Genomic DNA, 25,494 nt, shown 5'->3' with positions numbered 1-25,494 from the left:
AATGTATGTTGAGTAACAAATGAATTTTTAAAATTTAAAATGCTTATTTTTAGGCATAATATTTCATGACATCATGCTGAACAGAAGAAATTTTATTAAAAAGTCATCTTTGGGAGTAGGATTTTTTGCCTTGCCTGTTTCCGCAAGATTTTTATTTGCAAACGATTATGTCTCTAGAAGACCACCTTTTAACGAAAGAAAATTCACTTCTGAGGCTGTTGAGAAAACCATTAAGACCATCAAAAAATCAATTGCTGATGAAGAATTGGCGTGGATGTTTGAAAACTGTTTTCCGAATACTTTAGATACCACGGTAAAATTTTACCAGAAAAACAATAAACCTTACACGTATGTGATCACAGGAGATATTGATGCGATGTGGCTTCGGGATTCTTCCGCGCAGGTTTATCCGTATTTAAGTCTCGCTAACGAAGATGAAAAACTGAAAAATCTTCTGAAAGGCGTCATTAGTAAGCAGGTTGAATGCGTTCTTCTTGATCCTTATGCCAATGCATTTTTCAATGATGCCAATAAAGTAAGTGAATGGAAAAATGATTCTACCCAGATGAAACCCGGAATTCATGAAAGAAAATGGGAGATCGATTCACTTTGCTATGTTATGAGATTATCTTACAACTATTGGAAAATAACAGGAGATTCTTCCATTTTTGATTCCGACTGGAAAAAAGCGATGCTTTTAATTTTGCAGACTTTTAAAGAACAACAGCGGAAAGATTCAAAAGGACCATATAAATTTCAGCGATCTAACGGAAATCCTCTGGACACACAATTTGCCGGAGGTTATGGAAATCCTACAAAGAAAGTGGGGTTGATTCATTCGATGTTCAGACCTTCGGACGATGCGACTTTTTATCCTTTTTTAATTTCTTCCAATATGTTTGCGGTGGTTTCTTTGAGGGAGACTGCGGAAATTTTTTCTGAAATTTTTAAAGATGAAAATTCTTCGGATCAATTTAAAAATTTAGCTGAAGAAGTGGATGAAGCCATTCAGAAATATGCAGTTTTAAATCATCCGGAAGCCGGGAAAATTTATGCCTTGGAAATCGACGGTTTCGGAAATGCTTTATTTATGGATGATGCCAATGTGCCGAATTTATTATCCATTCCGTATTTAGGTTACAGATCCAAAGAAGACGAGATCTATAAAAATACCCGAAAATTTTCTTTAAGTAAAGCAAATCCGTGGTTTAGCGAGGGTAAATTTGCCAAAGGAATTGGAGGACCGCACATCGGAGAGCATAAAATCTGGCCTTTGGGTTTGATTATGCAGGCTTTGACAACGGATGATAACGAAGAAATTGTTTCCTGCTTAAAAATGCTGAAAGCCACTCATGCCGGAACCGGATTTATCCACGAATCTTTTGATGTAGATAACCCGAAAGACTTTACAAGATCATGGTTTGCATGGGCAAATACATTGTTTGGAGAACTAATTCTTTATCTCTATAAAACAAAACCGGAAATTCTGAAAAGAAAGTTTTCAACATAAAAACCTCCGGATTTGCCGAAGGTTTATTGTAAAATTTAAAATATATAGATAACCGGAGTTAGGATCGCTAAATTTCTGTGGTAGGCTGTTTTTTAGCAGGTTTTCTTTTTCTTACAAAATAAACAACTGCAATTCCTATTAATACAATTGGCCAGACTGTGATGAGTCCTACTACAATTTTCTGGATCAGATAATATCCTTCCACAAAAGCCGACTTTGCGCTGTACAGAAAATCAAATTTGTACTTATCGTCTATGCTTTGTGTGTTGGTAACTGCAATTTCTGCGACTCTTATTTTGGGTTCTTTAATGTAAATGTCAACAGTGCTGTATTTCAGCATGTCCGTCATATTCATGCTTTCCAGTTGCTGGCTGTTTCCTTCCTTCATATTTTCATCGCTCATGGTTACTTTGTCTTTATTTACCTTCATCTGAGCAATATTGTCGGTTGTTTTCTTATTGCGCTGAGCTTCCAGAGCAGAATATTTGATATTTGCCGTTACATCTTCCGCATTAATTGATCTTGCATTCAGGAACAGTTTTTTATTGTTAATTAAAGTGAGCAGTTCGCCCAATTTTTCTGTGGGAACTCTTACCTGCATGGTGTTTTCAGACTGATATTTTTTTATCAGCATTGCCTGTTCATCCGATGTATTGTAGGTTTCCTCAGAAACCACATTGCTTTTCAGGTCGCTGTGCGTTACGAAGCCTCCCAATTCCTGAACGGATTTTTCAATGGATATGGTCGCGTCATAGACATCTTTTACTTCCATATTCACGTCTGCGGTTTTAATGAACTGCTTGTCTTTTACCTTCATGGTTGCCACAGAAGAAACACTGTCCGAAGATATTGCTATTGCTGAATCAGCAGATGCATATTTTTCAAGATTTTCGGAAGAAACTTCTCCTTTTTTGCATGAATAAATTCCCAGTAAAAGTGCTGTTGCGATGCTTAGTCTGATGTACTTCGTTTTCATAGATATAGATTTTTAATGTTTTGCTTATCCCAAAGTTCAGACAGAATCGTTTGTAATATTTGAAAATGGAACGTAAAAATTCTGTAAAGAGAAATTCTGTTTTAAGTGGTTGTAATTCATTGTTTTGTAAATTGTGGGCTATTCAGCTACCTCATTTTCGGAGTAATTTTTGCTGTTCCTTTACAAATCAAACACAACAAATTATTATGTCAAATACTTTTTCCAAAATCCGAAATGCTATAGAATTATTCAGATCCATAGATTTTGATAAGTTGAGTGCTATTTCTCAAAAAGTAAATCTTCCCAAGCTGATGGAAAGTTTCTCCAAATTAGACGATAAACAGCTTAACGGAATGATGAAAATGCTCGATCCGAATAAAAAGAAGAAAGAGCTTCCTGATATAGACGGCGATTTCTACGACATCTATCATACATTAAGTCCTGAACAGCGGGAAATTCAGTTAAAAGTGAGAGCGTTCATGGAAAAAGAAGTAAAACCGCTTGTTAATCACTACTGGCTGCGTGATGAATTTCCTCACGAACTGATTCCAAAATTTCAAAAACTGAATATCTGCGGAGTTACTTACGAAGGGTACGGCTGTCCCGGAATGCCTTTTCTAATGGAAGGTGTTATTGCGATGGAAATGGCTAGAATTGATGCTTCTATTGCTACCTTTTTCGGAGTGCAGTCCGGTTTGTCGATGGGTTCCATATATATCTGCGGTTCCGAAGAGCAAAAACAGAAATGGCTTCCACAGATGCAGAATTTTGAAAAAATCGGAGCCTTTGGATTAACAGAACCTGAAGTTGGTTCCGGAGCTGCAGGAGGATTAACGGTAACCTGCAAAAAAACACCTGAAGGCTGGATTCTGAACGGACAGAAAAAATGGATCGGAAATGCAACGTTTGCAGATTTAATTATTATCTGGGCAAGAGATTTAGATGACGGCGAAGTGAAAGGATTTATTGTAGAAAAAGACAATCCGGGGTATTCTGTTGAGAAAATCAAAGGTAAAATGGCGTTGAGAATTGTTCAGAATGGTTTGATTACGCTGAAAGATTGTTTGGTGACAGAAGAAAACAGGTTGCAGAATGCCAATTCCTTTAAAGACACCGCAAAAGTCTTGCGAATGACGAGAGCCGGAGTCGCATGGATGGCTACAGGATGCGCAAGAGGAGCGTATGAAAGTGCGTTGGATTACACCAGAAAAAGAGAACAGTTCGGAAAACCGATTGCTTCTTTCCAGATGATTCAGGGGCACTTGGTAGAGATGCTTTCTAATCTTACGGCAATGCAGACGATGGTTTTCAGGCTTTCTGAAATGCAGGATGAAGGAATTTTAAAAGATGAACACGCTTCTCTTGCAAAAGTTTTCTGTACCATGAGAACCAGAGATATTGTTTCCAGAGCGCGTGAAGTGATGGGCGGAAACGGAATTCTGCTCGAATATGATGTGGCAAGATTTGTAGCCGATGCGGAAGCTATTTATTCTTACGAAGGAACAAAAGAAATCAACTCCCTGATTGTAGGAAGATCAATTACAGGTTTCAGTGCATTTGTATGATGATAAAATTGAATGGTCAATGTTCAATTCGCTTTGCTTGTCAATTTTAAAATTCACTTGCGTAGCAAAATTCACTATTGACCATTCAATCTTTTATTTCACTAAGGTTTTATATTTTTCTTTATTATCGATAATCATCCAGAGATTGATCAGAAAAAGAACTCCGGCAATTGACATTCCCATAGGAGATTTATCTAAGGTAAAGATATGACAGACAATTCCGATCATTACCGGAAGAATAATAATGGCGCCCAAAGCTCTTGTTTTAGGAAAAATAAAAAGCAGACCGCCTATAACTTCGACTACTCCTGTAAGCGGCATCAGCCAACTGATTTCTCCAAATGCGGCAAAAAGTTTCATTTGTTCGGGAGTCGGCTTTTCCATCGGCATATAATTGAAGAATTTGTTTAATCCGGCATTAATGAACATCAATCCGAAAAGAAGGGAAAGGATAAATTTTACGATTTTCATGTTATGATTTTTTATTAAAGTTAAATAAAAATATAATCGGCTGATTAAAAAGGAAATGAAATTTAAATAAATTCTCGGTTTTGAGAAATATTTATTGAATTATATGGATTGATTTAATATATTTGTTGTGCAAGACAAATAAAACTAAATATTATGCTGAAAAATCTTAAAAAACTAAATCGTGCAGATTTAAGAGAAATTAAAGGAGGTGGAGGCGCAGAAAAATGCGATATCGGACCTGTTGGATGTCCTTGTAAAATTCCGCCGGGCGATCCTTGTTTAGGTGGAGGAGGAGATCCGGGAAATCCTGGCGATCCTGTAGGATATTGTCCGGACAGCGGTCAGTATATCTACTGTACAGAAACCTGCCCAAATGGATTACAGCCGCTTTGTGCATTGTAAAAATAAAAGCCTTCGATTTTGAAGGCTTTCTTTTTTATAATTAATGCTTGATAATCAATCCATTTCCTTTAAAGTAATGTTCTTCGAAATTTTATAGGTTTTCTTCTTTTTATCGGGCTTTTCTTCTTCACCCAGCAATTTTCCCCAAGGCTGAAGTCCCTGAACTCTTTCGAAAATTATTTTAATGATGGCGATAGCCGGAATGCACAGAAACATTCCCGCAATTCCCCAAAGATGTTCCCCGATAAGAATTCCTATAAATGAAAATAAAGCATTGATTTTTACTTTTGAGCCCACCACAAATGGCAGAACAATATTTCCGTCTACAACATGAACCGCAATATAGCCCATTGCCACATAAATACAGGTAGATGGAGTAGAGGTTGCGAAAGCGATGAAGCATGAAATTAAAAGACTGATGCAGATTCCCAGATACGGAATTACATTTAACAAGCCCGTAAGAACTCCTAAAAGAATGGCGTATTTTACTCCCAGAATCGTAAGAACAATAGAAGTAAGAACAGAAACGATTAAAATCTGAAGACACAATCCGATAATGTACTTTTTGGTCATCACTCTTACTTCGCCTACCACTTCCTGAACGCTGGCTTTATGTTTTTCATTAAAAACGGTAATAATAAAGTTGTTTAAAACTCTTCTGTAATTTAAGATGAAGATAAAAAACAGAATAAAAAACACGAAGAATCCTAAACTCGAGGAAAAAATCCCAAAAGTAAAGCCCAGAATAACGCCGGATGAAGAAAGAAGTTTATTCAGTCCCTGATCAATATAATTAAGCTGCTCATCAATTTTTACGTGAAAAGTTCTGGAAACCCAGTGCTGAATATCTTCCGCGACCGAGGTGAACTGCTTTTTAAGGTGTGGAATATCTTTACTGAAATCCGAAAGCTGTGATCCGAAAAAGTAAATTAATCCCGTTAATATGAACAGCATCATTAAAACAGAAGCAATGGTCGACATGGATCTTGTAAATCTTAATCTTTTCTCCAGAAAATTGGCAACCGGCAGAAATAGCATCGCCATTAAAAATGCCAGAAAAAACGGAGCTAAAATACTCTGTCCCAAAGCAAGAAGATATCCCAATCCGATGATGGAAATAATAACCAGCGTGAGTTTTACAAGAAAAGGGAGCCGAACTGTATTCATAATTTAAAATCTTACTTCTATAAAATTAGTAAAAACACTTGTAACAGAAGGGTTATTTTTCAATTTGTTTAAGATAATTTCAATTTATTGTTCTTGATTATTCCATGTATAAGATCATTATTATTGGATTCTGTATTCTTAAGTTTACCAAAGAAAAAAGGACAGAAATAAGTCTCTGTCCTTAATTTGTTCCCAAAAATGAGAACTTGTGATAATTTTAATGATATTTATAAAACTTTTTCAACGGTAACGTAGCTGTTATTGGTTACGGTATAAGATACAGTTCCTCCTATTTCTGAAACTGTTTCCAGGGTAATATACTGTCCCTGAACCATGTATACGGAAAAATCAAGGTTTATTTTCCTGTTTGTTCCGTCGAAGTTTACTGTATTTTCAAGCAACTGGCATCGGAGCGCATCATTTACATACAATCCTGCTCCGAGTCTGTTGCTGAAAGTTCCTGCAGGACCTGTGAAGGTAAGATTAAGATTAATTCTGTATAATCCGGTCTGCCGAATATACAATCGGTTGATATTGGCTCCTGTAGTTCCCACATTCGTTTTCAGCTTTAGCGGATCTGCAAGAAAATTCGGTTTATCAATTAAAGAATTTATCGGAAGCAGAGTTGATCCTGAAGTTGTACTTACAGAATTAATCTGAAATCTTGAAATATTATCAGATTCCACTTCAAATGCTTTGCTCCATGCCAATCCGTCAAAAACCATCGTCTGTCCTGTACTCTTTACAAATAAGAGCATTCCTCTCAGGTTTTCTATTCTGACAGAAGGTGCGTTACTTCCTGTAAAAGGCAGATCTGTCTCAGTATCTACAGCGGGAAGACCAAATCCTTTCACTCCTGTCGCTTCACTTGCATTGGTGATGTACAGCATTACCTGATCAGAGCCATTCGCGTTTGAGTCGGGATTAGTAAGGGTGGTGAAATTAATCTGAGCGCTGCAAATATTCAGTAAAAAGATAAATAGTAAATAAATATTTTTTTTCATCATTAATAGTTTTTAATTAAACGCGCTGCCAAATACGAGTAAAGAGCATTAGAATCTGTTCCGTAAGCAGATAAAGAGCCTCCCGAAATAGCATTTGAACTGATTTCCGGAACCACTCTGAGCTCTGCTCCTGAAGGTAAATAGACAGTTTGCGAAAAGCTTGAAGTCTTGTTTCCCTGTGTGTCGATTACAAAAACAATAGAATAATTGGTCTTGGTAACTACAGTTTCCCAATCTGATGTTGAGGTATATTTTACCTGAAGACTCATTTTAAATTCTGTAATTCCTGCCTGTAATCCGAAACTACCTCCTGTAAAGCCTAAGGCAACAGCAATATCGTAGATGCCGGATTGTTTTATAGTTACATTTCCTGTGTTTTTTAATGTTAAATTGTCTACGAGCACCTGGCTTCGGTTATCTGCAGCCAGATAAGTAGGCGTGTTTCCGGCGAAGCAGAATCCGATCCCAAATGAAATGCAGGGAATCGTAGTCCCTGAAGAGACTCCTAAACGGGAAGCTTTCGGCTGATAGATCGCCTGAATCTGTCTTGCAGGATTCCAGGAATATCCGTCGTATTTATAGTACTGATCATCATTTTTACTGTAGATCAGACTTCCTGTAAGATTAGGATAATCATCAAAAATATCCGTTGCAGACGCATTGTATTTCGGGAAGGTTGTATAGGTATTGGAAAAGGGAAGAATAACACCTTTAGATCCATCCACTATTTTCACAATGTTTTTTGTACTGATATCATTTCCGCCGATTACTATTTGTCCATGAAATAGCTGGAGGGAAAATATTACGGCAAATAATAAATTTTTTTTCATCATTACATGTTTATTTTTTCTATAATAATTTCAGAAACAGAGTTTCCTGTTTTATCCATAGAGAAAAACATATTGTTTCCTCCCAATACTCCTGTACACACGCCCGTTCCGATGTTTTGTGTACCGTTCATTGTCAGTCTCAGTTTATCACCTGCATTGAAAACGCCTACGTAGGTAAAAGAAAGTGCCTGTCCCACGTCAATAGCACCCGGAGCTAAGGTAGTTACCGATAAGGCTCCGGATGTTGAGCTGCTTGAATTATTATTAATAGGTCTCCACGTTGCATCTGTAGAAGAACTTAATTCCAGATTTACCCTCGATTGAAGATTGATAACAACTCCTGCACACAAAGGCGTACTTATATCAATCGCTCCGCTTTTAAAAGAAATCTTATAAAGACCTTTTTCATTTATATTTATCACATTGCTGTTCGTAGAGGCAAGAGCAACACTCGAAGAAATATCATTAAAAACAGGACTGCTGTTTGTAAAAAGAATATTTTCCGTAGAGCAGGTTCTTACGGTAAGCGCGCAGGCTAATCCGCACGTTCCGCAGGATGAAGTTACAACGCCTGATCTTATGAATCTTGCCATTTTATTGCTCTTCATGATGCTTACAATAGGATCCGATATCTTCCATGTTGCGCCGTCATTCTGTACAATACTTCCGGTTTCTCGGTTGAATATTATCGATCCCTGAGTTCCTGTTCCGGTAGTTGCCGTTTCGGAGACGGGCAAAGATAATGCTGTATTGGATCTCGGAATTCTTGCCGCGAAATTATCCTGCTTTATATGCAGCATTGCTCTTGAATCCGGTTGAAAAGAAGTGTCTTTCGAAATCCCTATTTGAGCGTTTGGCAAAAACGAAAGAAGACCAAAGAACAATAAAATAATTTTTGTTTTCATCGCTAATTTTTCAATTTGTTATAAATAATCTGATACAGCCAAATACCTACTTGGGCTTCGTCCAACAATGGATGATGGTAATTTCTTAAATGTCGGGTCTGGTGGCTAGTGAAAATCTGTAAGATTTTTAAAGTTTTTAACTGAAAGCTGAAACTTTAAAATGTTTTTGCTTACACAAAGTTCATTATAAAAAAGAAAAATTATTGTTGATTTATATCAATAAAAAACGTTGATCTAAATCAACGTTTTTTATAATACTGAATAAAATTTACAAGAATTTACTGGTTTTTCAGCATATTGCTTTTAATCCTGCTGTAAGTTTCTTTGGTTAAACCAAGATAAGAAGCAATAAGATGTTGCGGGAATTTCTGAAAAAAATCCGGATAACAGTTTTCAAGTTCCTGTATTCTTTGTTTTGCGGGCAGCATATTGGTCGCATAAAGCCGTTTTAAAAGCTGTAAAGACTGTCTTTCAAAAAGAATCCTGCGCGCTTCAAGAATAAAAGGCTGATTGATAAGATGCTCTTCAAAATCTTCTTTTGTAAATATCAACAGCTCGGAACGCTGATATGCCTGAATATAATATGATGAAGGTATATTTTTCAACATGCTTTCCCTGTCTCCGACCCACCAGTTGTCTATAAGTAAACCCAGAACCTTTTCTTTACCTTTTTCATCAAGAGAATACTGTTTGATAGCTCCCTTAACGATAAATCCGGTTAATTTACATATTTCACCTTGCTGAAGAAAATACTGGTTCTTTAATAAAGTCTTAGGTTTGAAAACCTCTTTGATGATCTTAATTTCTTCGGGATTGAGAGGCGAAGCTAACAATCCATTCAAATATGAAATAAATTTATTATACATCTTTTTTCCGAATATAATTTTAGTAACATTATGTTTTTTTATACGATTATTTTGTGTTTGTGTAATACAAAATTATGAAATATTTCGTTGTTCTGTAGATAATAATTGTTTAAAATTTCGATATTTTAAATAATCCTCTAATCTGTTTTCTCTATAGTTAAGGATTTTGTAATTTTAATTAGTTGTTGCTGAACTTATGTAATTCAAAATTATCCGTGTACACAAGAAAAAAAGCCATAGCAATTGAGTTTTGCTATGGCCTGTTAAATTTATTTTTAAAGATAACTTTCTTTTACTCTAAAATTTTATTGAAAAAGAATTTATTTCTCCAATGCGATTTCGATAACTTCTTCCATTCTGTTTACATAATGTACATTCAGGTTTTTCAGATAATCTTTTTTAATTTCTTCCACATCTTTTCTGTTGGCTTCACAAAGAATAACCTCTTTAATTCCCGCTCTAGTTGCTGCCAGAAGTTTTTCTTTAATTCCGCCTACCGGAAGAACTTTTCCTCTTAAAGTAATCTCTCCGGTCATGGCAAGATGAGGTTTTACTTTTTTATTTTTAAATGAAGAAACCATAGAAGTCAGCATCGCAATTCCCGCAGAAGGTCCGTCTTTTGGCGTTGCACCTTCCGGAACGTGAACGTGGATGTTTTTCTTTTCGATATCATCCTGAGAAATTCCCAGTTCATCATGTTTCGCTTTAATATATTCCAGCGCAATGGTCGCAGATTCTTTCATCACGGTTCCTAAATTTCCGGTCATGGATAATGATCCTTTTCCGTTGCTCAAAATACTTTCAATGAATAAAATATCTCCGCCAACGCTCGTCCACGCAAGACCTGTAACAACCCCCGGAACTCCTGTAATTTCAGATAAGCTTTTCGGTCTCGGAACACCTAAAATTTCATCTACTTTTTCGATCGAGATTTTAGGATCGTAATCTTTAACCAAAGCAGTCTGCAAAGCTACCCAACGCGCGATTCCTGCAATTCTTTTTTCCAGAGATCTTACGCCGCTTTCCGAAGTATGCGCTTCGATAATATGTTTTAATTCAGCATTTCCGAGTTTAAAAGATTTAGAATCCAAACCGTTTTCTTCCTGCTGTTTTTTAATTAAATGTCTTTTGGCGATTTCAATTTTTTCCTCTAAAGTATAGCCTGCAATCTGAATGATTTCAGTTCTGTCTAACAAAGGAGTCTGAATGGTAGATAATGAATTTGCCGTTGCAATAAACATTACTTTAGACAAATCATACCCCATTTCCAAGAAATTATCGTAGAAAGACTTATTTTGTTCAGGATCAAGAACTTCTAAAAGCGCCGAACTTGGATCACCATGCAATCCCTGTCCGATTTTATCCATTTCATCCAGAACAATCACCGGATTGGAGGTTCCGGATTTCTTGATAGACTGAAGAATTCTTCCCGCCATTGCACCAATGTAGGTTTTTCTGTGACCACGGATTTCACTTTCATCGTGAAGACCACCCAAAGAAAGTCTTACATATTTTCTTCCCAGTGCATCAGCAACAGATTTTCCCAGTGACGTTTTACCGACTCCGGGAGGTCCCACAAGCAAAAGAATAGGAGATTTCATGTTGTTTTTAAGCTTTAAAACAGCCATATGTTCCAGAATTCTTTTCTTGATATCTTCTAAACCGAAATGGGCTTTATCTAAAATTTTCTCCGCTTTGGCAATATCAAAAACATCTTTGGTATAGGTTTCCCAAGGAAGATCCGTAAAGAAATCCAAGTAATTTCTCTGAACATTGTAATCCGGCGAATTAGGATTCTGACGCTGCAAACGGTTGATTTCCTTCTGGAAATGTTCTTCTACTTCATCGCTCCATTTTTTTTCTCTTGCCTTTTTAATAAGATCTTCTATGTCGCCTTCTGTACCTCCTCCCAATTCTTCCTGAATCGTTCTGATCTGCTGGTTCAGGAAATATTCTCTCTGCTGTTTATCAAGATCCTTCGAAGTTTTCTGATGGATCTGGTTTCTCAGTTCCAGCTTTCTGAAATCCTCATGCATCATCTCGTAGCACTTGTTGGCTCTTTCCATCAGATTCTTTTCTTCCAGAAGCTTTTGCTTATCGGAAGAAGGGAAATTGGCATTTGTGCAGATGAAATTCAACAGGTCATCATTGTTGTTGATGTTTTTGATGGCGAAGTTAGCCGCATTCGGAATGTTAGGATCCAGCTCAATGATTTTCAGGGCAAGATCTTTTACATTTTCCAGTAAAGCTTCGTATTCTTCTTTATTTTTAGGCTTGGAATCCTTTAATTTTGATATTTCTGCTTTAAAATAAGGCTGTGTTTCAACCACTTTCCTGATTTTGAATCGGTGAAAACCTTTCGTAATCGCAGTAATATTTCCTTCCGGAAGTTTGATGATTTTAATAATCTTTGCTAAAGTTCCGGTCTGGTACAAATCTTTTTCGGAAGGCTGCTCAAGATCAGAATTTTTCTGGCTTACGATTCCGATGAAATCGCCATTTTTCTGGGCTTCTTCCAACAGTTGGATAGATGCTTTTCTTCCGGCAGTAATCGGGATCACAACGTTGGGGAACATCACCATATTTCTTACAGGAAGGATCGGGAATATCTTTTGCTCCGAATTTTTTTCTGTTTCCGCAAGATCATCAATGTTGATTTCCTGAGCTACAATATCAAATCCGTCGCTTATCATTTCTTCTAAACTAATATCTTCAAATTCTGTCATAGTAAATCGAATGACAAATTGTCATTATCGTTTTAATTCGTTAACGTGAAATTTCATAATATGTTTTGAAAAGGCAATTCATATTATGTGTGCTTAAAATGCACAAGACTTATGCCATTTGTTTTTTGCTAAAAAATACGGTCAAAATTTCCTTTTTTATAAAAATTAAATTTTAAAAATTAAAATAAAGGTCTTGTATTTCCGTAATTTCTTAAAAATGTGTATTTTCGCAAACTGATAAAAAACTATAATTTATATAATGGCAATTTTAGGACAAATTAGGAGTAGACCTTGGCTTTTGATGGGAGTAATTGCACTGGCGCTTTTGGCGTTCCTTGTAAACCCGGACAGTATTGATAAGGTTTTTGGTAAAAATCCTGATGTTTTAGGAAAAGTGAATGGTGAGAAAATTACCCGTGAAGAGTTTAACGATCAACTTTTCGTACTGCAACAACAGGCTGAACAGCAAGGTCAACCAAAAAATGGTCTTGAAGAGCAGGCTTGGCAATTGCTTGTGCAATCGAAGCTGATCAAACAGCAATTCGAGAAAATGGGCTTCGAAATGACGGACGATTACTTCTGGAACCAGATCCAGTACGATCAGATGTTTGCACAGCAGAAGCAGTTTTTTGATGAGAAAGGTAATTTCAAAACCCAGGAGCTTAAAAAACAGATAGAAGATATGAAAGCGGCTTCGCCGGAAGGGTACAACCAATGGTTGAAAACCAGAAAATCAATCGAGTACAGATTGATGGCGAGACAGGTATTTGCTAATGTTTCTACAGGAATCACTACAGGTAAAAAAGAAGCTGAAGAGTTGATGAGAGAAAGAGATCAGTTAGCTGATATCGATTTCGTAAAAGTAGATTATGCAGCTTATCTTCAAAAAAACAACATTAAAGTTACCACTGAAGATTTAGCAAATTATATCAAGCAGCATCCGATAATGTTCAAAGCGGAAGAAAGCAGAAATATAGGAATCGTTTATTTCCCTTCTCAGCCAAGTCCTGCAGATGATGCGGCGGCTCAGAAAGAAATCAATAAATTATTCTCTGTAGGAAGCGATGCAAGCGGAGGTTCTGAAAACTTTCAGAATACAAAGAATGACTCTATGTTCATCATGGCTAATTCTGATATGCCTTTCAATCCACAGTATCTGAAGCCAAACCAATTGCCTCAGACGATTCAGGCGCAGCTTCCGACAGCAGCGATCGGTCAGACTTTTGGTCCGTACAAAGAGCAGAATTTTTATGTAGTTTCTAAACTTTTAGATAAAAAGACTTCAGATTCTACACTGTCAAGACATATTCTGATCGCTTTCAAAGGAAGTCCTGCGGGAGAAGGAGTTACAAGATCCAAAGAACAGGCTAAGAAACTGGCAGATTCTATCGGAGCGATTGTAAAAGCTAATCCGGGGAAATTTACAGAATTCCTTAAATTATCAAACGATCCAAATTCTGCTGCACAAGGTGGTAGCTTAGGATGGACAACTCCTGAAACACCTTTCGTTCCTGAGTTTTTAAAATATCTGTCTGAAAACCCTAAAGGTGCGACAGGTGTTGTAGAAACACAGTTCGGGTATCATATCATCAACATTGAAGATAAAAAACCGGGAGCAATGGCTTACAAAGTGGCAAACTTGGTAAAAGCGGTTAAACCTTCTGATGCTACGGAAGCAGAAGTAAACAAAAAAGCAAGCAGATTCGTTCAGCAGGTTCAGGGGAAATCTTTCAACGATTTCGTGAATATTGCTAAAAAAGCAAACTATCAGTTCTCTAATCCTAAACAGGCGAAGAGATTCGACGGACAGCTTCAGGGATTAGGAACAGACAAAGATCCTGAAATCCTTGCTTGGGCTTTCGACAAGAAAAGAGAAAAAGGAGATACTGAATTGTTTACAGTAGACGGAACAGGAGATAAAATTGTAGTTTACTTAAACGGGAAGCAGGAAAAAGGAACTGCAGATCCGGAATCTGTAAGAGATCAGATTGAAGTAGTGGTTAAAAATAAACTGGCTGCAAAACAGATTTCAGAGAAAATCGCGAAAGCAGGAAATTTAGATCAGATTGCTAAGCAGTTCGGAACCACAAAACAATCTGCACAGGTTAACTTATTAAATCCTTCAGTAGCAGGTTCTATGGAGCCAAAAGTTGCCGGAGCTGCATTCGGAGTGAAGAAAGGACAGCTTTCTAAGCCGGTTGAAGGAGGAACGGGAGTTTATGTTCTTATTAAAAAGAATGAGATCACAAACAAACAGCCTGGAGATCTTAAACAGTTTACAGAATCTGTTACCCAGAGAAACGGCGGAATGTTCGGGCAGGCTTGGTTAAAGAGCTTACAGGACAATTCGGATATCGAAGATTACAGAATCGAGATCTGGAACAAGCTAGGTTCTCAGCAATAATAAAAATAATTTTTCAGATAGATAAAAAGCGGCAAAGTTTTTGCCGCTTTTTTTGTGTGTAACGCAGAGCAATAGAGAAAAACATTCATTTAAATGTAGTATATTTGCTCATTAGAAAAAATTTAGCAAGTGAAGTTCAGTAAAGAATTAAAAGCTGGTGTGATCGCACTATTGGCCATTGTCGGCTTTGTGGTGCTTTTTCAATTTATGAAAGGCAGAAGCCTTTTTACTACCGATAATATATTTTACGCACAATATGATAACGTCGAGGGATTGGCACAATCTTCCCCTGTTTCCATTAACGGATTAAAGGTAGGACAGGTTGATAAAATTATTCCTCATACATCTAAGGACGGTAAAATCGATTTTCTTGTAAAAATTACGGTTGATAACAATTTTGAATTCTCAAAAAATTCAACATTGGAAATTTTTGAACCGAGTTTAATGGGAGGAAAAGAAATGAGAATTAACCTGATGTACGGAGGTCCTACTGCGAAAGACGGAGATACTTTAAGAGGGGCATTTAAATTAGGAACTTTAGGAAGCCTTTCTTCACAGGTAGGTCCTGTAAAAGATCAATTACAGGTTGTTTTACACAGAGTAGACTCTCTGATGACGAATGCCAATCAGCTTGTTGATGCGCAAAACAGACAGGAAATTAAATTATTACTGGCTAATCTTAACAAAACGGTTGCTGCTTTACAGACTACGGCAGGAAGCGTAAATTCCTTAGTGGGTCACAACGATCCTAAACTTCAGAAAGTTTTGGACGATGCAAGTCTTACCATGCAGAGCGGAAAAGTTACTTTGGATAAATACGGAAATTTAGCAGAAAGCATCGATACTAAAAAACTGAATGCTACCATCGCTAATTTAGATGCAACAGTAGGACAGTTAAATAATGTGGTTTCAGGAATCGACAGAGGGGAAGGAAGTTTAGGGAAAATCATGAAAGACGATCAGCTTTACAATAACCTGAATGCCGCTTCAAACAATCTTAATTCTTTGATCGAAGATTTGAAAGCGCACCCAAAAAAATATGTTAACTTCTCCGTTTTCGGAAAAAATAATAAAGACTAATTTTTTAAACCATGCATTATATCCCTAATATTATTTTTCTGATTTTATTAATTGCAGGTTTTGGACTTTTTGTAAAAAGTCTGCAGAAGATATATAGAAACATCAGATTAGGACGTGAGATCAATCGCAGCGACAGAAGAGGAGAAAGATGGGCAACAATGGCAACTGTTGCAATGGGGCAGAGTAAGATGACAAAACGTCCTGTAGCCGGAATTTTACACCTTTTTGTGTATGTAGGCTTCATCATCATCAATATCGAACTTATCGAAATTGTGGTGGATGGAATCTTCGGAACACACAGATTTTTATCAACCATTTTAGGAAATACCGTTTATGGTTTCTTTACCGCTACTTTAGAAGTTTTGGCACTTTTAGTCGTAATTGGCGTCGTTGTATTTTTTATCCGTAGAAATTTTTACGGAGTCAAAAGATTAACGATGAAAGAACTTTTAGGATGGCCAAAAGAAGATGCAAACTGGATTCTGATTATCGAATTTGCTTTGATGATGGCTTTCTTTACCATGAACGCTTCAGACTTTATTCTCCAGTCAAATGGGTATGGTCATTTTGTAAAAGTAGGATCTTTCCCGATCAGCGAAATGACTTTCGTTCCGTTTCTTGAAGTTTTCAGTTTTGATAACGGATTCTTATTCGGCGTTGAAAGAGCAGCTTGGTGGTTCCACTTTGTAGGGATATTATTCTTCATGAATTATCTTTATTATTCAAAACATTTACACATCATTCTTGCTTTCCCGAGCACCTGGTATGCAAACCTTGAAGAGAAAGGAAAATTCAATAATCTTGAATCTGTAACGAAAGAAATTAAACTGATGATGGATCCGAATGCAGATCCTTACGCAGCTCCGGCAGAAGGAGAGGCAGAAACGCCTGCGAAATTCGGAGCAGAAGATATTTTCGATCTTAATCAGGTTCAGTTGTTAAATGCCTATTCATGTACAGAATGCGGTCGTTGTACTGCAGTTTGTCCGGCAAATATTACCGGTAAAAAATTGTCTCCGAGAGCCATTTTAATGAAGACAAGAGACCGTCTTGAAGAAGTCGGCAAAAACATTGATAAAAACGGAAAATTTGTAGACGACGGAAAAAAACTGTTGAACGACTACATCACCAAAGAAGAATTATGGGCCTGTACCACCTGTAACGCATGTACAGAAGCTTGTCCTGTATTGCTGGATCCGCTTTCTATCATCTTCGAAATGAGAAGATTCCTTGTTATGGAACAGTCTGCTGCACCGCAAGAACTGAATCTTATGATGACGAATGTAGAAAACAACGCTGCACCGTGGCAATACAATCAGGCAGACCGTCTGAACTGGGCAAAAGACTAATTAATGTAACAATCTAAAATGTAACGATGTAGCAATCTTTTCATTGAAAACTGTTACATTGTGATATTGATAAACTGATATAAAATGGATTTCAATATAAAAACAATGGCAGAATATGCTGCCGAAGGAAAATCGCCTGAAGTTTTATTTTGGGTAGGTTGTGCCGGAAGTTTCGACGACCGCGCTAAAAAAATCACGAAAGCATTTTGCAAAATTTTAAATAAAATAGGCGTGGAATTCGCGGTACTTGGGCAGGAAGAAAGCTGTACAGGAGATCCCGCAAAACGTGCCGGAAATGAGTTCGTTTTCCAGATGATGGCATTAACGAATATCGAAATTCTGAACGCTTACGAAGTAAAAAGAATCGTTACGGCTTGTCCGCACTGCTTTAATACGCTGAAGAACGAATATCCGAATTTAGGAGGGAAATATGAAGTAATGCATCACACCCAATTCCTTAAAAAATTAATGGAAGAAGGGCGTTTGAAAATTGAAGGCGGCGCATTCAGCGGTAAAAAGATTACTTTCCATGACCCTTGTTATCTGGGAAGAGCCAATGAAGAATATGAAGCGCCAAGACTTTTACTGGAAAAACTGGATGCCGAACTGGTAGAAATGAAGCGTTGCAAGACCAATGGTCTTTGCTGTGGAGCAGGAGGAGCACAAATGTTTAAAGAACCTGAAAAAGGAAAAAAAGACATCAATATCGAAAGAACTGAAGAAGCACTTTCATTCGAGCCTAAAGTAATCGCAACAGGATGTCCTTTCTGTAATACGATGATGACGGACGGTGTAAAACATTTCAATAAAAATGATGAAGTTGCCGTGAAAGATATTGTAGAACTTTTAGCAGAAGCTGAAGATTTATAAAAAATAGCTCAAAAGTATAAGACTCAGGATTTTTCCTGAGTTTTTTGTTTTATGATAATTCTGTAGTGTCGGATTAATGTCTGAAGAAAAAATTGTAATTTTACCTTTTAAATTGATTAAAATGAAGATTGAAGAATCTAATATTGTAGAAGCAAACGACTACAGAGTAATAATATATCCAGCATCAAGGCCTTTTGAAACAAAAGAAGCAAAACAGATAACAGAGAAACTTTTTGATTTCCTGGCAACTTGGGCAGCACACGGAAAACCGCTTTCATCGTCTTTTAAAATTGAAAAAAATCAGTTTATCATCATCTGTGTGGATGAAGAGAAAGAAATGGCTTCCGGATGCAGTATCGATGCACTTGGGAAAGTAATGAGAGAAATTGATGAAGAATATCAATTGGGATTATTCGACAGAATGAAAGCGAGTTTTATAGAAAACGGAGAAGTGAAAACTTTAAAACTGAATGATTTTAAGTCAAAAGTAAGAAACGGAGAAATTGCTAAAGACATTCAGGTTTTTGATTTTTCTAAAAACACCTATCTCGAATTTATAGGAAATTTTCTTTTGCCATTCGATAGAAGTTGGGCGGCTTCTATAAAGTAATAATTCATGCAGATCCTTTTTATTTCGTCTTGGTTTCCTAACAAATTAGAGCCTACCAACGGAAATTTCGTACAGAGACATGCGGAAGCCGTTTCTTTATTGCACGATGTTGAAATTTTACATGCAATAGGGGATTCTGAACAGAAGGAAAGCTATATTTTTGAGGAAAATCATAGTAATGGAATAAAAACGATTATAGTTTACTATAAAAAATCTAAAAATCCGGCATTAAATTTTGTAAGAAGACTTCGGGCTTATAAGTTGGGTTTTTCACAACTCCGGAAACCAGATTTGGTGCATGCGAATATTTTGGATAAATCTATGCTGTTTGCGGTTTATTTAAAAAAAAAATATCAAATTCCTTTTGTTGTAACAGAACACTGGTCTTTATTTCTTGAACTCAACAGATATAGACTCTCATTTGCAACGTTATCTGTTGCCCGATTTATTGCAAAAAGAGCATCATTTATTTTTCCGGTAAGTGAAAATTTAATGAATAACTTAAAAGAGCTGAAAATTGGTGAGAAATTTAAAGTTGTTGGAAATGTTGTAGATACAAATCGTTTTACTCCTGCAAAACATCATTCGGATATTTTCAGATTTCTTCATATCTCCAATCTGATCGCTTTAAAAAATCCGGATATTATTATAAAAACGGCAATTCAGCTGAGAAAAGAGTTTAAAAACTTTCAACTCAGCATTGGAGGTGACGGAAACATAGAAAGATTAAACAAAATCATTAAGGAAAATAAAGCGGAGAATTTCATAACAACATTTGGAGAACTTACCCATGATGAAGTTGCCCAACAAATGAAGAACAGCGATTGTTTTGTATTGTTCAGCGAATATGAAAATTTACCCTGTGTACTTCTTGAGTCTATTTCTTCCGGCATACAGGTAATATCAACCCGTGTAGGAGGTGTACCGGAGATTGTGAAAAATAACTGCGGAATCATCATTGGAAAGACTGAAGAAGAATTATATGCTGCAATGAAGAGTGTTTTAAATAAAACCTATAAACCGGATTCTCCGACGGAACTTCACCAGTACATTGTAGACAATTTTTCTATGTTGAAAATAGCGGAAAAATTCGATGAGATTTACAGGAAAGTGGTTTAAATGATTTTTAATTTAAAAAGCATAAATTTTCGCCACAATATTAAAATGAATAGCTTAAAGGATTTTATTAAAGCATTTTTTGCCAACAAAGGACAGTATGTATTTCTGTCTCTATTGATAGCGAAAATATGTGCATTTTCAGGATCTGTAATGATGATCCGGCTTTTGCCTGAAAAAGAATTCGGAATACTAAGCATTGTGGCGTCTGTTTTTGCCATCTTTGTACCTTTCAGCGGTTTTGGCAGTTTTCAGAGTTTGATACGTTATGGTTCTTTATGCCCAACTGAAAATGAAAAAAAAGACCTTTCTGTTTATCTTTTTAAAAAAGGGTTTTTGTATCAGCTTTTTCTCAGCATCGTATTTTTTTTAATTGCGATTCTTTATGTAAATCATTACTACTACATATTTTATATATTTTTTTTCTTTGCTGTACGGCTCATCGGGGTGTACTTTCTTAGTCACAAACAGGTTGAGCTTCGCATACATATGAAGAACAGCGAATATGCCATGCTTAATAATATCGTGAATATTGGAGGATTGGTCATGATGATTGCTTTTTCTTTTTTTTGGGGACTCTACGGATATTTGCTTGCTAATTTAATCGCTCCATTTCTTTCTCTTTTCTGGTATAAAGAGCCGTTGTGGAAGATTGCTGCTCCCACGATAAAATTTCAAAAGAAAGAGATTTGGAATTTTGCTTTTCATGCTTCTGTAACAGCTTTGTTGTCAGATGCTTTTTTTTCGGCAGATATTTTACTCCTCAACTTTTTTAAAGATGAAAGTGTAGTTGCTAATTATAAAGTCGTTCTGCTTCTTCCGTCCAATATTACTTTTTTAGCGCTTTCTTTTATGCAGAGCGATTATCCTGTCTTAGCAAAAAACTCTTATAACAGATCTTTTTTAATCAGTTATGTTATTAATTACTATAAAGTTTTTATTCCTGTTTCTATCTTAATATTTGCGCTCGGATGTTTTTTCAGTACTTTTTTAATTAAATTATTTTTCGGAATAAAATATGTAGACAATTCATTTGCTTTCTGTCTTTTATTAGGAGCATTTTGTGGAAGCATGCTTTTAAGGAACCTTTATGGAAATATGCTTTCTGCAGTAGGTCTCATGAAAAGAAATACCTTTTATTCCATTTTGTCTTTGCTGCTTTTGGCAGGATTTTCCTTTTTTTTAGTTCCAGAAAACGGAGTTATAGGAGTGGCGGTTTCTTTAGCGGCAACATTAACTGTTATTGGTTTTTTAATGATGTTTTCGTTCTTCGTTTATCTTAGAACATTGAAATGAATTATCTTTGTAACATGAGAAATATTGTTTTTGGATTTCTGGTCATTTTTTGTGCCTTTCTGAGCTGCAGAACGGATGATGAAGACTTGCAGAAAATCGATCAGATTTTGAATGTTTATATGAAAAACGGAGCAGGACGAGATCTGTTTCATGCGAAAAAAGATCAGACCTATTTTACGTACTCTCTGAACGATGTTAACGGATCTAAAGATGTTTCTCCGGTAAGCAGTACTTTGCGGGCAACGGCAGATTCCACCCTTTTTATTGAATATATTGCAGGTGCCAAAAGAGTAGGGCTGGATACATTAGATCCGAATAACAAGACCTATCAGTCGGTGATCACGGTTTCACTGGTGAAAAGACTTAATAATACCATTTTGGATACCATTAACGAAACCCTGAAAATTCAGTATCATATGACGCCTTCGGTTTTTGAGGTCTCGAAAGTCTATTACAACGATACTTTAAGGTTTACCAAAACACCGGGTTCCCCGAATGTTGTTACTATCGTAAAATAATTTTATACATTTGCAAAACTGTTGACATTCTGATGTTCAACATTCTAATAACTAACATCTAAATAAAATGTTACAAGTCAATTTTTTGCGCGACAATAAAGAGCGCGTTTTAGAAGGTCTTAAAAAAAGACAATTCAAGAATCTTGAGTTGGTAGACGAGGCTATTGCTACCGACGAAGAAAGAAAGAAAATTCAGTTTGAATTGGATTCCCAACTTTCCGAAATCAATAAAATCTCCAAAGAAATCGGGCTTTTAATGAAAGAAGGAAAAAAAGAAGAAGCAGAATCCGCAAAATCTAAAACAGCACAGTACAAAGAGTCGACGTCGGAATTGAAAGCTCAGTTAGATGTAAAAGAAAAAGCATTACTGGATATTTTGTATCAATTGCCGAACATTCCTCATGAAAAAGTAAAAAATGGTGCTTCTGCGGATGATAACGAAATTATCTATCAGTCTCACGATGTGGAAGGTCTGGGTGAAGGAGCAATTCCTCACTGGGAACTGGCAAAAAAATACAATCTTATCGATTTTGAATTGGGCGTAAAAATTGCCGGAGCAGGTTTTCCGGTATATTTAGGAAAAGGCGCAAGATTGCAGAGAGCTTTGGTTCAGTATTTCCTTGATAAAAATATTGAAAAAGGATACATGGAAGTGAATCCTCCTCACGTTGTAAATGAAGCTTCTGGATACGGAACAGGACAGTTGCCGGATAAAGAAGGGCAGATGTATCATATCGGATTAGATGATTTATATCTGATTCCTACCGCAGAAGTTCCGGTAACGAATTTGTACCGCGACGTATTATTTGAGGAAAAAGATCTGCCGGTAAAAAATACAGCATTCTCTCAATGCTACAGAAGAGAAGCGGGAAGTTACGGATCACATGTAAGAGGTTTGAATCGTCTTCATCAGTTTGAAAAAGTTGAGATCGTAAGAATTGAAAAACCGGAAAATTCTTATGAAGTTTTAGAAGAAATGGTAGAACACATCAAAGAAATCTTAAGCGACCTTGAATTGCCATATAGAGTTTTAAGACTTTGTGGAGGAGACACTGGTTTTGCTTCTGCCATGACGTATGATTTCGAAGTGTGGAGTGCAGCTCAGGAAAAATGGCTTGAGGTAAGCTCTGTTTCCAATTTTGAAACCTTTCAGGCAAACAGACTGAAATGCCGTTATAAAGCAGACGGAAAATCTCAATTGGTACACACACTGAACGGTTCTGCAATGGCATTGCCAAGAATTATGGCTGCTTTGCTGGAAAATAATCAGACAGAGGAAGGAATTAAACTTCCGAAGAAAGTCGCTGAATATGCGAAGTTTGATTTGATCAGCTAAAGAAAATTTTTGTCTATATATAAAAAAAAACCACTGTTGTTCAGTGGTTTTTTTATTTGGTTTATCTAAACGATTTCATTTGAAATCAATTCATGATTAATCTTTAATGAATCGTGTTGACGTTGAGTTTCCGTTTTTGTCAATCATTTGTAAAATATAATTTCCTTTGGCTAAACCTGATGCATTCAGCTGTGGATTTTTAACTGAATTCTTTTGCGAATAAATTTTTTGGCCAACCATATTGAAAATATTTAATTCCACTATATCGTTAGCTGATTTTACATATAACAGGTCTTTTACAGGATTAGGATAAACAGAGGATCCTCCATCTATTTCAACAGACTTCACACCCAACACACTTCCGGAATTAATTTTCACATAAGAAAAGTTTCCTTGCAGTACAGAGGTTGAGCTCGACCAGCAAGCGGTAAAAAGTGTACCATATCCCGAAACACCTGTTCCTACTGCATCAACAGAAGTTGTTGTTCCGTTGCTTCCGGTATGACGTATTTCTATTACAAGATTAGTACCTGTATATAAATAAGGAGTATTGAAATTTATATCAAAACTGAAACTTCCATTGTTCGTAACGGCACCTGATGGTATTAAAAGACTTCCCGAACGAACCTGTGTCTGTGTTCCTACTACGTTGGCTGCAAAATTAAGCTGTCTGTTAGCCGGCTCTACGCCGTCACTAAGGTAAATCTGATAATCCGGATAGGTTGTATTTGAGGCAGGCCATGCAGAGGCTGCGCTTGTAGGAATCCTAAGTGATATTGAAGTAAGATACTTTCCTGATAAAGCAGTAAGCTGAGAGTCATCAATAATCAGTTGGTAAGTTCTGGTAGAATTGGCAAACGGTCCTGTAAAGGCTGCTGCTGAAGTCAAATTAGGAACAGTTACTGAAGTTTGGGCTTTCGTTGCTGAAAAAAATAAAATAGTACCAACCGTAAACGCATGACATGCCATTTTACGAAGGTAGCCTAGTGTTTGATGTTTTTGAATTTTCTGAAATGTGGGAAAAGGTAGCTTTATATACATATATTAAATTTTTAGTTACAATAAAGATACGAAATTGATTGTATAATAAAATCGTATTTAAAAAATAATATTAGTAATTGTATTAAATATTTAATATAATTTTTATGTTAATAAATTGTTATGTATGTGATTTGTATAATTTTAATCTTCAATTTGATCCTTTTTAGAGTTATAATTAAAAACCCTCCGGATAGACTCCGGAGGGTTTAATCTTTTAAATTTAGCCATTATTTACTACTAATGACAATTCGTATTATCGTGATTGTGAGTACTGTGATCTCCCGGCAAATGACAGTCTCCCTGATTGTCTTTTGAAATGGTCATGGCTTCTGCTCTAGGAGAAATGTAGGGAATTCCCAGTTCCATTCCTCTCACAATAAAAAGTCCGCCCAAAATAATCATCACAATCGGAATCACTTTTAAAACTTTTACCCGAAAAGCCTGATTCATGAGATTTCCGACCAAAACAACTGTAAACATAAACGGAAGTGTTCCCAAACCAAATAAAGCCATATATAAAGCGCCCTGCCATATTCCTCCGCTTGCTAAGCTTGCCGTTAAAGCCATATACACCATTCCGCAGGGTAAAAAGCCATTCAGAAGACCTGTTGTGAATCTTGAGCGGTAATCTGCCTTTTGAAGCAGTCTGCCCAGATTGGATTTTACTTTGAATAAAAATTTCGAGAAAAACGGAATTTTTGAAGCAAAATCTTTTCCCCCAAATGAAAAAACAGCCATAACGATTAGCAGAATTCCTACAGCAATCGTAAGATATTTCTGAAAACCTGCCATTTCAAAACCTTCTCCGATAATTCCCAGAATTGCTCCCAAAAGGGAATAGGTAAAAATTCTCCCGAACTGGTAAGTAAGATTCTGAAGATAAAAGTTGGTTGCCTGTTTTTTTGTTAATCCCATCGACAATGCAATAGGTCCGCACATTCCGATACAGTGGAATCCTGATGCAAAACCCAGTCCGATTGCCGATATTACAAGTGCTATTTCCATATCACATCATAATCCATTCTGTAGTCCGTTTTATCTTTTGTCCAGTTCAAACGAAGGGTATAGTTCCCCAATTTCAGAACCTGTGCAGGAATTAAAAAAGACTGATTGGCATCGAGCTGAACTGTTTTGTGAACATCCAGATTCTGATCGTCGGTTCTGTTCAGCACAAATTTCACTTTGGTATTAGAATTATTGTAGTCTTTCGGAAAAGTGATTCTGATCCCTGATGGATTTTGGCTGTAAGCAGGTTTTTCCTTTAATTCATCTGCCCGTTTTTTAGCATCAATCACGTCCTGATATTTCAGTTCTTCTTCATAGTAATTATCGGTTACCATTTCAGAATTCTTCTGTCCGTTCGGAAAAAGAAACATCATGGATAAAATAAAGATCATAAATGATGCTAAAGCGATAATTACACCGTGTCCCCAATTAAAGTTTTTCATTTCT

The 25,494-nt window shown here is 36.4% G+C and carries 23 protein-coding genes; 12 read left to right on the top strand and 11 right to left on the bottom strand.

Translation table 11 applies throughout. From position 1 onward, the window contains the following. Nucleotides 1-76: 76 nt before the first annotated feature. Nucleotides 77-1,510, top strand: coding sequence for a glycoside hydrolase family 125 protein (locus BW951_RS13720; RefSeq protein ID WP_076394114.1), 1,434 nt, complete (start codon nt 77-79; stop codon nt 1,508-1,510). A gap of 67 nt (nt 1,511-1,577) precedes the next feature. Here BW951_RS13720 and BW951_RS13715 read toward each other — a convergent pair whose 3' ends face one another. After that, a complete protein-coding gene (locus BW951_RS13715; RefSeq protein WP_076393796.1) occupies nt 1,578-2,486 on the bottom strand; it encodes a DUF4349 domain-containing protein in 909 nt (302 codons plus the stop codon). A gap of 206 nt (nt 2,487-2,692) precedes the next feature. Between BW951_RS13715 and BW951_RS13710 the strand changes: the two genes are divergently transcribed. Then, on the top strand, nt 2,693-4,051 hold the full coding sequence (locus tag BW951_RS13710; protein WP_076393794.1) for an acyl-CoA dehydrogenase family protein: 1,359 nt from the start codon (nt 2,693-2,695) through the stop codon (nt 4,049-4,051). A gap of 93 nt (nt 4,052-4,144) precedes the next feature. Here the strand turns inward: BW951_RS13710 and BW951_RS13705 are convergent, their stop codons facing one another. Beyond that, entirely contained in the window at nt 4,145-4,522 is a 378-nt protein-coding gene (locus BW951_RS13705) for a DoxX family protein (protein WP_076393792.1), read from the bottom strand. 153 nt (nt 4,523-4,675) lie between these two features. On the opposite strand from BW951_RS13705, the gene BW951_RS13700 reads away from it, so the two are divergent. Then, the gene (locus tag BW951_RS13700) at nt 4,676-4,924 is read left to right on the top strand and encodes a bacteriocin-like protein (RefSeq protein WP_076393790.1); all 249 of its coding nucleotides are present in this window, start codon (nt 4,676-4,678) and stop codon (nt 4,922-4,924) included. A gap of 54 nt (nt 4,925-4,978) precedes the next feature. On the opposite strand, the gene BW951_RS13695 is transcribed toward BW951_RS13700, so the two are convergent. From BW951_RS13695 to lon, 6 genes are all read right to left on the bottom strand, one after another. After that, nucleotides 4,979-6,091, bottom strand: a complete 1,113-nt coding sequence (locus BW951_RS13695; RefSeq protein ID WP_076393788.1) for an AI-2E family transporter — start codon at nt 6,089-6,091, stop codon at nt 4,979-4,981. Nucleotides 6,092-6,318: 227 nt separating this feature from the next. Beyond that, the gene (locus BW951_RS13690; protein ID WP_139326160.1) at nt 6,319-7,095 is read right to left on the bottom strand and encodes a hypothetical protein; all 777 of its coding nucleotides are present in this window, start codon (nt 7,093-7,095) and stop codon (nt 6,319-6,321) included. Nucleotides 7,096-7,097: 2 nt separating this feature from the next. After that, a complete protein-coding gene (locus BW951_RS13685) occupies nt 7,098-7,928 on the bottom strand; it encodes a hypothetical protein (RefSeq protein WP_076393784.1) in 831 nt (276 codons plus the stop codon). After that, entirely contained in the window at nt 7,928-8,830 is a 903-nt protein-coding gene (locus BW951_RS13680) for a hypothetical protein (RefSeq protein WP_076393782.1), read from the bottom strand. The genes BW951_RS13685 and BW951_RS13680 overlap by 1 nt, the downstream gene beginning before the upstream one ends. Before the next feature lie 278 nt (nt 8,831-9,108). Next, complete coding sequence (locus BW951_RS13675; RefSeq protein WP_076393780.1) at nt 9,109-9,696, bottom strand: Crp/Fnr family transcriptional regulator; 588 nt, start codon at nt 9,694-9,696, stop codon at nt 9,109-9,111. Between the two features lie 320 nt (nt 9,697-10,016). Further along, entirely contained in the window at nt 10,017-12,422 is a 2,406-nt protein-coding gene (gene lon / locus BW951_RS13670) for an endopeptidase La (protein WP_076393778.1), read from the bottom strand. Nucleotides 12,423-12,681: 259 nt separating this feature from the next. On the opposite strand from lon, the gene BW951_RS13665 reads away from it, so the two are divergent. The 9 genes from BW951_RS13665 to serS all read left to right on the top strand — a co-directional run bounded on the left by BW951_RS13665 (nt 12,682) and on the right by serS (nt 23,001). Then, the gene (locus BW951_RS13665) at nt 12,682-14,826 is read left to right on the top strand and encodes a peptidylprolyl isomerase (RefSeq protein WP_076393776.1); all 2,145 of its coding nucleotides are present in this window, start codon (nt 12,682-12,684) and stop codon (nt 14,824-14,826) included. 129 nt (nt 14,827-14,955) lie between these two features. Beyond that, nucleotides 14,956-15,906 (top strand): MlaD family protein, encoded by a 951-nt coding sequence (locus BW951_RS13660; protein WP_076393774.1) that lies wholly within the window; start codon nt 14,956-14,958, stop codon nt 15,904-15,906. An 11-nt stretch (nt 15,907-15,917) separates the two neighbouring features. Then, the gene (locus BW951_RS13655; protein WP_076393773.1) at nt 15,918-17,255 is read left to right on the top strand and encodes a 4Fe-4S dicluster domain-containing protein; all 1,338 of its coding nucleotides are present in this window, start codon (nt 15,918-15,920) and stop codon (nt 17,253-17,255) included. Between the two features lie 84 nt (nt 17,256-17,339). Next, complete coding sequence (locus BW951_RS13650) at nt 17,340-18,125, top strand: (Fe-S)-binding protein (RefSeq protein ID WP_076393770.1); 786 nt, start codon at nt 17,340-17,342, stop codon at nt 18,123-18,125. Nucleotides 18,126-18,246: 121 nt separating this feature from the next. Continuing rightward, nucleotides 18,247-18,735, top strand: coding sequence for a hypothetical protein (locus BW951_RS13645; protein WP_076394112.1), 489 nt, complete (start codon nt 18,247-18,249; stop codon nt 18,733-18,735). A 6-nt stretch (nt 18,736-18,741) separates the two neighbouring features. After that, nucleotides 18,742-19,854 (top strand): glycosyltransferase, encoded by a 1,113-nt coding sequence (locus BW951_RS13640; protein ID WP_076393768.1) that lies wholly within the window; start codon nt 18,742-18,744, stop codon nt 19,852-19,854. Between the two features lie 45 nt (nt 19,855-19,899). Next, complete coding sequence (locus BW951_RS13635; RefSeq protein WP_175608821.1) at nt 19,900-21,147, top strand: oligosaccharide flippase family protein; 1,248 nt, start codon at nt 19,900-19,902, stop codon at nt 21,145-21,147. A 14-nt stretch (nt 21,148-21,161) separates the two neighbouring features. Next, nucleotides 21,162-21,665 (top strand): hypothetical protein, encoded by a 504-nt coding sequence (locus BW951_RS13630; protein ID WP_076393764.1) that lies wholly within the window; start codon nt 21,162-21,164, stop codon nt 21,663-21,665. A 67-nt stretch (nt 21,666-21,732) separates the two neighbouring features. Beyond that, on the top strand, nt 21,733-23,001 hold the full coding sequence (gene serS, locus BW951_RS13625) for a serine--tRNA ligase (protein ID WP_076393762.1): 1,269 nt from the start codon (nt 21,733-21,735) through the stop codon (nt 22,999-23,001). A 96-nt stretch (nt 23,002-23,097) separates the two neighbouring features. Here serS and BW951_RS13620 read toward each other — a convergent pair whose 3' ends face one another. The 3 genes from BW951_RS13620 to BW951_RS13610 form a co-directional block, all read right to left on the bottom strand. After that, nucleotides 23,098-24,042 carry a T9SS type A sorting domain-containing protein gene (locus BW951_RS13620; RefSeq protein ID WP_084196440.1) on the bottom strand — a complete coding sequence of 315 codons (945 nt, stop codon included), beginning with the start codon at nt 24,040-24,042 and terminating at the stop codon, nt 23,098-23,100. 237 nt (nt 24,043-24,279) lie between these two features. Beyond that, nucleotides 24,280-25,047, bottom strand: coding sequence for a sulfite exporter TauE/SafE family protein (locus BW951_RS13615; protein WP_076393758.1), 768 nt, complete (start codon nt 25,045-25,047; stop codon nt 24,280-24,282). After that, nucleotides 25,038-25,490: a FixH family protein gene (locus BW951_RS13610; RefSeq protein ID WP_076393756.1), complete on the bottom strand. Its 453-nt coding sequence runs from the start codon at nt 25,488-25,490 to the stop codon at nt 25,038-25,040. The genes BW951_RS13615 and BW951_RS13610 overlap by 10 nt, the downstream gene beginning before the upstream one ends. Nucleotides 25,491-25,494 lie beyond the last annotated feature (4 nt).

Origin of the sequence: Chryseobacterium gambrini, from assembly GCF_900156825.1 — a bacterium.
Lineage (GTDB): Bacteria > Bacteroidota > Bacteroidia > Flavobacteriales > Weeksellaceae > Chryseobacterium > Chryseobacterium gambrini.
The sequence above is the reverse complement of the archived record's forward strand: the minus strand, read 5'-3'. Positions and strand labels throughout refer to the sequence as shown.

Excerpts from the sequence above, each read along its gene's own strand:
- BW951_RS13715 (WP_076393796.1), bottom strand. The coding sequence starts at position 2,486 with ATGAAAACGAAGTACATCAGACTAAGCATCGCAACAGCACTTTTACTG.
- BW951_RS13710 (WP_076393794.1), top strand. The coding sequence starts at position 2,693 with ATGTCAAATACTTTTTCCAAAATCCGAAATGCTATAGAATTATTCAGA.
- BW951_RS13705 (WP_076393792.1), bottom strand. The coding sequence starts at position 4,522 with ATGAAAATCGTAAAATTTATCCTTTCCCTTCTTTTCGGATTGATGTTC.
- BW951_RS13700 (WP_076393790.1), top strand. The coding sequence starts at position 4,676 with ATGCTGAAAAATCTTAAAAAACTAAATCGTGCAGATTTAAGAGAAATT.
- BW951_RS13695 (WP_076393788.1), bottom strand. The coding sequence starts at position 6,091 with ATGAATACAGTTCGGCTCCCTTTTCTTGTAAAACTCACGCTGGTTATT.
- BW951_RS13690 (WP_139326160.1), bottom strand. The coding sequence starts at position 7,095 with ATGAAAAAAAATATTTATTTACTATTTATCTTTTTACTGAATATTTGC.
- BW951_RS13685 (WP_076393784.1), bottom strand. The coding sequence starts at position 7,928 with ATGATGAAAAAAAATTTATTATTTGCCGTAATATTTTCCCTCCAGCTA.
- BW951_RS13680 (WP_076393782.1), bottom strand. The coding sequence starts at position 8,830 with ATGAAAACAAAAATTATTTTATTGTTCTTTGGTCTTCTTTCGTTTTTG.
- BW951_RS13675 (WP_076393780.1), bottom strand. The coding sequence starts at position 9,696 with ATGTATAATAAATTTATTTCATATTTGAATGGATTGTTAGCTTCGCCT.
- lon (WP_076393778.1), bottom strand. The coding sequence starts at position 12,422 with ATGACAGAATTTGAAGATATTAGTTTAGAAGAAATGATAAGCGACGGA.
- BW951_RS13665 (WP_076393776.1), top strand. The coding sequence starts at position 12,682 with ATGGCAATTTTAGGACAAATTAGGAGTAGACCTTGGCTTTTGATGGGA.
- BW951_RS13655 (WP_076393773.1), top strand. The coding sequence starts at position 15,918 with ATGCATTATATCCCTAATATTATTTTTCTGATTTTATTAATTGCAGGT.
- BW951_RS13650 (WP_076393770.1), top strand. The coding sequence starts at position 17,340 with ATGGATTTCAATATAAAAACAATGGCAGAATATGCTGCCGAAGGAAAA.
- BW951_RS13645 (WP_076394112.1), top strand. The coding sequence starts at position 18,247 with ATGAAGATTGAAGAATCTAATATTGTAGAAGCAAACGACTACAGAGTA.
- BW951_RS13640 (WP_076393768.1), top strand. The coding sequence starts at position 18,742 with ATGCAGATCCTTTTTATTTCGTCTTGGTTTCCTAACAAATTAGAGCCT.
- BW951_RS13635 (WP_175608821.1), top strand. The coding sequence starts at position 19,900 with ATGAATAGCTTAAAGGATTTTATTAAAGCATTTTTTGCCAACAAAGGA.
- BW951_RS13630 (WP_076393764.1), top strand. The coding sequence starts at position 21,162 with ATGAGAAATATTGTTTTTGGATTTCTGGTCATTTTTTGTGCCTTTCTG.
- serS (WP_076393762.1), top strand. The coding sequence starts at position 21,733 with ATGTTACAAGTCAATTTTTTGCGCGACAATAAAGAGCGCGTTTTAGAA.
- BW951_RS13620 (WP_084196440.1), bottom strand. The coding sequence starts at position 24,042 with ATGTATATAAAGCTACCTTTTCCCACATTTCAGAAAATTCAAAAACAT.
- BW951_RS13615 (WP_076393758.1), bottom strand. The coding sequence starts at position 25,047 with ATGGAAATAGCACTTGTAATATCGGCAATCGGACTGGGTTTTGCATCA.
- BW951_RS13610 (WP_076393756.1), bottom strand. The coding sequence starts at position 25,490 with ATGAAAAACTTTAATTGGGGACACGGTGTAATTATCGCTTTAGCATCA.